This window comes from Xanthomonas sp. JL1 (assembly GCF_038405005.1).
On record NZ_JBBYGR010000068.1, the window covers coordinates 38049 to 44597 of the forward strand.

At 64.6% G+C, this 6549-nt stretch carries 5 protein-coding genes; 4 read left to right on the plus strand and 1 reads right to left on the minus strand.

The features are described 5' to 3' along the window. Positions 1-64: 64 nt before the first annotated feature. Positions 65-1162 (minus strand): OmpA family protein, encoded by a 1098-nt coding sequence (locus WJW29_RS15710; RefSeq protein ID WP_011409308.1) that lies wholly within the window; start codon positions 1160-1162, stop codon positions 65-67. A gap of 415 nt (positions 1163-1577) precedes the next feature. On the opposite strand from WJW29_RS15710, the gene WJW29_RS15715 reads away from it, so the two are divergent. The 4 genes from WJW29_RS15715 to WJW29_RS15730 all read left to right on the plus strand — a co-directional run. Beyond that, positions 1578-2600, plus strand: a complete 1023-nt coding sequence (locus WJW29_RS15715; protein WP_011260129.1) for a zinc-binding alcohol dehydrogenase family protein — start codon at positions 1578-1580, stop codon at positions 2598-2600. A gap of 207 nt (positions 2601-2807) precedes the next feature. After that, positions 2808-4847, plus strand: a complete 2040-nt coding sequence (locus tag WJW29_RS15720) for an NADPH-dependent 2,4-dienoyl-CoA reductase (protein WP_011260130.1) — start codon at positions 2808-2810, stop codon at positions 4845-4847. Positions 4848-5008: 161 nt separating this feature from the next. Next, a complete protein-coding gene (locus WJW29_RS15725) occupies positions 5009-6316 on the plus strand; it encodes an MFS transporter (protein ID WP_041182257.1) in 1308 nt (435 codons plus the stop codon). Positions 6317-6364: 48 nt separating this feature from the next. Further along, the coding region (locus WJW29_RS15730) for a transposase (RefSeq protein ID WP_143679512.1) at positions 6365-6549 on the plus strand (185 nt) is incomplete at its 3' end.

The window sequence follows — 6549 nt, forward strand, 5'->3', positions numbered from 1 at the left end:
GGGCCTGCATAGACAAAACCCGGCGCAAGGCCGGGTTTTGTCTGCAACAACGCTAGCGGTCCAATTAGTTCTGGACGTTCAACTCGGTACGACGGTTCTTCGCACGGCCTTCCGGATTGTCGGAACCATCCGGGTTGGTGTTCGGAGCAATCGGACGGCTCTTGCCGTAGCCGATCGGACCGACCAGACGCGACGCATCGACGCCGTTCTTGGTCAGGTAGTCGTACACGGTGGTCGCACGACGCTCGGACAGCTTCTGGTTGTACGCGTCGGTACCCTTCGAGTCGGTGTGACCGGCAACCTCGACCTTCAGGTCGGGGTAGCGCTTCAGGATTTCGGTCGCTTCGCTCAGGATCGAGATCGCGTCCGGACGCAGGGTCGACTTGTTGAAGTCGAAGTTCACGCCCTTCAGGTCGATCGAGACAGGCACCGGGCAACCGTCCGGACCGATGGTCTGGCCAGGCTGCGAGTTCGGGCACTTGTCGTCGCAGTTGTTGACGCCGTCACCGTCGTCATCCAGATCGGCGCAGCTCGGAGCAACCGGAGCCGGAGCCGGCGGCGGAGCGGTCGACGGAGCCGGTCCCAACGGGATCACGACGCCGACCGAAGCCAGCACGTCGCCGAACCAGTTTTCGCGCGGAGCGGCGACGCTCTGGTCGTTGAAGTCAGCGCGATAGGCCAACTCGGCACGCACGGCGACGCGCTTGTCGAAGGTGGTCTGCAGACCGACACCAGCCTTGGCGGCAAAGTTGCCGTCCTTACGCTGGCCCGGCGACACCGGGTTCGGGGTCGCGTCGAATTCTTCTTCCGAACGCTGATAGCCCAGACCGAACAGCAGGTAGGGGTTCCAGCCGCGGCCTTCCTGGATGAAGTGGCGACGCAGGTCGAACGAGATGCCGTACTGGCTCCAGTTCAGATCCTGGTTGGCGTCGAAGTTCGGGTTCTGATAGTTCAGTTCACCGTCGATCGACCAGTTCGGGCTCACGAACTTGCCCAGGCCCAGGGTCACGAACGGGGCATCATTGGTCAAACGATCGCGGTCCTGGAAATTGAAGCCAGCGCTACCGGTCAGGTACCAACGGTCGTCGAACTCCTGCGCGGAAGCAGCCTGGGCAACTGCCAGACCGCCAAGCAACGCGGCAGTGAGAATTTTCTTGTTCATTTATACAGCTCCTTCTTTGGGAGATAAAACCGATAGAGACATTGTTCTTGGTAAAGATGCTCGTCACATCCAGAGCCATCGGGGCGCAGATTAAGCCGGCCTCGGTGAAGATCGCGTTAACGGTCATATAACATGTGAAAGCAATCACCAGGTCCCGCAATCCCACGCAATACTACGTATACAGTTTCATGAAGGAAAGGACCGGGCATCCAATTCGGGGGTCGGACCTGCATGAACGGCAGCCCAATTAAGCTGACTGAAGAGGCTTCCAGACCGACTGATATTTAGCGTTCCAAGCGCTGCCGAAAACCACATTGGTGAACGCCAAGCCCCGTTCGAGCTGAAGTGTGGGGTTGATGGTTGCAGACGACTTACTCCACAACGCACCCTGAACTTCCCGCTCCGGAGCGCCCCGATGAAAGCCGTCGCCCTCACCCGCCATCTTCCGATCGATGACCCCGAGTCGTTACTCGACCTGGAACTTCCGACGCCTGCAGCGCCATCGGGGTATGACTTGTTGGTGCGGGTGGAAGCGATCTCGGTGAATCCAGTCGATACAAAGGTGCGCGCGCCCAAGCCACAGCCGCTGCAGGCGCCGAAGATCCTGGGCTACGACGCAGCCGGGGTGGTCGAGGCGGTGGGCCCGGAGGTCACGGCGTTCGCCGTCGGCGACGAGGTCTACTACGCAGGCGATATCGGTCGGCAAGGCAGTAACGCGCAGTACCAGCTGGTGGATGCACGCATCGCCGGATGCAAGCCGACCTCACTGAGCTTCGCGCAGGCGGCCGCGCTGCCGCTGACCACCCTGACCGCATGGGAGCTGCTGTTCCAGCGCATGCCGTTTGCCTTCGACGGTGCGCGCAATCGCGGCAGGCATCTGTTGATCATCGGCGGCGCTGGCGGCGTGGGCTCCATCGCGATCCAGTTGGCGCGGCATGCCGGCTTCACGGTGATTGCCACCGCATCGCGGCCGGAGAGCATCGAATGGGTACGTCAAATGGGCGCGCACCACGTGATCGATCATCACCAACCACTGCAACCGCAGCTGCAGGCGCTGGGGATGGAGACAGTGGATGCAGCGCTCAATCTGGCCGACACCGACCGCTACTGGCAGCAACTGGGTGAAGTGCTCGCGCCGCAGGGGCATGTGGGCTTGATCGTGGAGCCGCGCGGGCCGCTATCGATCGGCGACCCCTACAAGTCCAAGTGCATCGGCATCCATTGGGAACTGATGTTCACCCGCGCGCGCTACGCGACCGAGGATATGGTCGAGCAGCACCGCATCCTCAACCGGGCCGCCAGCCTGATTGATGCCGGCGAGCTGCGCACCACGCATACGCAAACGCTGTCGCCGATCAATGCGCAACACCTGCGCGAGGCGCACCGCCGTCTGGAAAGTGGCAACACGATCGGTAAGTTAGTCCTGGCCGGTTGGTAATGCACCGGCCGGGCAGGGTTGGCCGGCGCTCTGCGCCTCGGTGCGCAGAGCGCCGGCGCATCGGGGCGCGGTTTGTGCAGGCGGCAGCGAAGGCGTATTGCTGACCGAGCCCCGCGGCGCCCAACGGCAGCGCTGGATGCCTGAGGACTTGCCGCCTGCCGCGTTTGACGGCATCGTGCGCACTCCGTACGCAAGCGTATCCACATCATGTCGCCCGCCACCGGCCCGTCCGTCTCACCCTTCCCGCACCTGTTCACCCCGCTCGACCTGGGCTTCACCCAACTCCGCAACCGCGTTCTGATGGGCTCGATGCACACAGGCCTGGAAGATCGTGCGCGCGATTTCCCCAAGCTGGCGGCGTATTTCGCCGAGCGCGCTGCCGGCGGCGTGGGCCTGATCGTCACCGGCGGGTTCTCGCCGAACGTGGTGGGTTGGCTCAAGCCATTCGGTGGCAAGTTGTCCTGGCCGTGGGAAGTGCGCCCACATCGCCAGGTCACCCGCGCCGTCCACGAACACGGGGCCAAGATCTGCCTGCAACTGCTGCATGCCGGGCGCTATGCCTACCACCCGCTGTCGGTGGCGCCGTCCAAGCTCAAGGCACCGATCACCCCGTTTACCCCACGCGCCTTGTCGGCCAGCGCCGTGGACCGGCAGGTCGTCGCCTATGCACGCGCCGCGCGGCTGGCACGCGAGGCCGGCTACGACGGCGTCGAGGTGATGGGCTCGGAAGGCTATCTGATCAACGAATTCACCGCCGCGCGCACCAATCAGCGCAGCGACGCGTGGGGCGGCGATGCCAGCAAGCGCATGCGTTTTGCCGTGGAGATCGTGCGGCGCATCCGCGAGGCCTGTGGACCGGATTTCATGATCATCTATCGGCTGTCGCTGGTGGATCTGGTCGAAAACGGCAATCAATGGCAGGAAATCCTGGCGCAGGCGCAAGCGATCGAAGCGGCCGGCGCGACCATCATCAATTCCGGTATCGGCTGGCACGAAGCGCGCATCCCCACCATCGCCACTTCGGTGCCGCGCGCCGCGTTTGCCGGCGTCACCGCCAAGCTCAAGCCGCATCTGCGCATTCCGGTGGTCGCAACCAACCGCATCAACATGCCGGACGTGGCCGAACGCCTCCTGGCCGACGGTGCGGCAGACATGGTGTCGCTGGCGCGCCCGCTGCTGGCCGACCCGCAGTGGACCAACAAGGCGCGCGCCGGGCAGTCGCACGCCATCAATACGTGCATCGCCTGCAACCAGGCCTGCCTGGACCACGTCTTCGACAACAAGTTGGCCACCTGCCTGGTCAATCCACGCGCTGCGCACGAGACCGAACTCAACTACACGCCGACCACCACGCCCAAGCGCATCGCCGTGGTCGGCGCAGGCCCGGCTGGCTTGGCCTGCGCGACAGTGGCAGCAGAACGGGGGCACCGGGTGACCTTGTTCGATGCAAGCGATGCGATCGGTGGGCAATTCAATGTCGCCAAACGCATCCCGGGCAAGGAGGAATTCAACGAGACCTTGCGCTATTTCGGCCATCGCATCGAGGCGACCGGCGTGCAACTGCGCTTGAGTACCCGCGTGCAGGCGGCTGATCTGAAAGACTTCGACGAGATCGTGCTGGCGACCGGCATCGAGCCACGCAAGGTGGATTTCCCCGGCGCCGATCATCCGATGGTGGTGAGCTATCTCGATGTCGTGCTGGGCCGCCACGTGGCCGCCGACAAGGTGGCGATCATCGGTGCGGGCGGTATTGGCTTTGATGTCGGTGAATTTCTGGTACACACGGGTGAATCGCCGTCGCTGGACCCGCAACGCTGGATGGCCGAATGGGGCGTGGACCCGAGCTTCGAAACACGCGGCGCGTTGACCAAACCGCAGCCGGCGCGCCCTGCCCGCCAGGTCTGGTTGTTGCAGCGCAGCCCCGGCAAGCCCGGTGCGCGCCTGGGCAAGACCACCGGCTGGATCCACCGCGCCACGCTCAAGGCCAAGGGCGTCAAGATGCTCGGCAGCGTGGAATACCTGGGCGTGGACGATGCCGGTCTGCGCATTCGCGCGGAAGGCAGCGAGCAGTTGCTCGACGTCGGCACGGTGGTGGTATGCGCCGGGCAGGAGCCGCGTCGCGCATTGTTAGCCGCGCTGCAAGCCAACGGCCAGCAGCCGCATTTGATCGGTGGCGCGGATGTGGCGGCCGAACTGGACGCCAAACGCGCGATCAACCAGGCGAGCCGGCTGGCCGCGACGTTGTAAGGGTTTCGCCAGGACGGGGTCACGACGCCGCCGCTGCGGTCGGGTCTGGTTGCAATGCTGACCTGCATGCGGCGTGACCAACGCCAACATGCGCGCGGATGCCCTGGTCCGCACTGGCCGCCTTCTTTTTCCTGTCGTGCGGCTCGGCTATAACCACTCGCATGTCATTGCCACCGCACGCATTACCTCCTGCACTACCGTCTGCCGCATTGCTTGCCTACGCGGCAGCGCATTTCGGCAAGAGCCTGCTCTGGTACATCGGCGAATTGCTGCTGATTTTTGCGTTGACCGAATATGTTGGACTGAGTTCTGTGGCGGCGGGCTTCTCAGTGGCCGCCGGCCTGCTGATCAGCGCAGCGATGGGCGTCTTCGCGGCGCGCCGCTGGCGCCCGGGGGCCAATCTGGCTTGGGCCGGACGATCGCAATGGCACGGCATTGCCTGGGCCGCGATTGCGTTATCGCTGCTGTTTCTGACGCCGCTGCTGCCACCGGCAATGCGCTTGGTCTGCGTGCTCCTTGTCAGCCTGCCCTTCCGTATCGCTTACGCGGTCGGCGATGTCGCCCAGAACACCTTGATCGGGTTGGCGCGTTGGCCTTGGCGGGGCGCGCGCGGCGTCAGCGCACTGCGCCTGATCGGCAGCGGATTGGCTGCGTTGTCGATCAGTGCGGCAATCGGCTTGTTGTTGCGCGCCGGCGAACAGACATCCGCATCGATTGCGCTGGCCTTCGTGGCGACCGTCAGCGCGATCGCACTGCTGTCTGCATGGTGGCTTCGGCAGTCTCTGCAGACGCATGTGGTGGCAACCACTGGTGCGCCCTCGCCGGCTCCGACGCTGCGCTGGCAACGACAGCGTCTGCTGCCGCCATCGGTGATTGCGGCGCTGTCGCTGGCCCTGCCGACCTTTACCAAGCTCGCGCCGTATCTGGCACAAACCGGTCGCAGCTCGCCGGGCTGGAGCTGCGCGGTGCTGACCGGTTATGCGGCAGGCACGATCCTGGTGCAGCCGCTGGCGTCACGCTGGCTCACCACCGCCTTGCGGCGCCTAGGAGCCAGCGGCGTCGTGCTGACGGCCTTCGGGCTGCTGTTTGCGCTGGATGCGGCCAGGCACGTGTGGCTGGATGGAGCGCTCGCGTTGGGCATGGGCATGGCGGCCGGCACCGCTGGGCACTGGGTCTGGGCACGGCATGCTGAACTGGCCTGCAGCCACTCGGCCGCTCAGCAGGCCAACAGCATCGCCATCCTCACCGCCAGCGCGCAGGTGGCGCTGGCGATCGGCAGCGCACTGATCGGTCTGTTGTTGAGTGCCTGCGACTCCAGCGACCGTCGCCACGAGGCGCTAGCATGGGCGATGGCGTTGGGTCCGGTGGTGTGCGGCCTTTTGTGCGTGCTGTTGGCCTGGGCCGGTAGCCTGGCCTTGCCGCTCAGACGAAAAACGCCCGCTGCAGCGGCGACGTCCCCCCAAGTTTGAGTAGCACCTCAGTTTGGAGTCCAATTCCCTAACCCGAGGAGATTGGACGTGAAGAAGCGTTTTTCCGAAGAGCAGATCATCGGCTTCCTGCGCGAAGCCGAGGCCGGCATGCCGATCAAGGACCTGTGCCGACGGCATGGCTTCAGTGAGGCGTCCTACTACCTGTGGCGCAGCAAGTTCGGCGGCATGAGCGTGCCCGATGCCAAGCGGCTCAAGGACCTGGAGGCCGAGAA

Coding starts and splice junctions, on each gene's coding strand:
- WJW29_RS15710 (WP_011409308.1), bottom strand. CDS start 1,162: ATGAACAAGAAAATTCTCACTGCCGCGTTGCTTGGCGGTCTGGCAGTT.
- WJW29_RS15715 (WP_011260129.1), top strand. CDS start 1,578: ATGAAAGCCGTCGCCCTCACCCGCCATCTTCCGATCGATGACCCCGAG.
- WJW29_RS15720 (WP_011260130.1), top strand. CDS start 2,808: ATGTCGCCCGCCACCGGCCCGTCCGTCTCACCCTTCCCGCACCTGTTC.
- WJW29_RS15725 (WP_041182257.1), top strand. CDS start 5,009: ATGTCATTGCCACCGCACGCATTACCTCCTGCACTACCGTCTGCCGCA.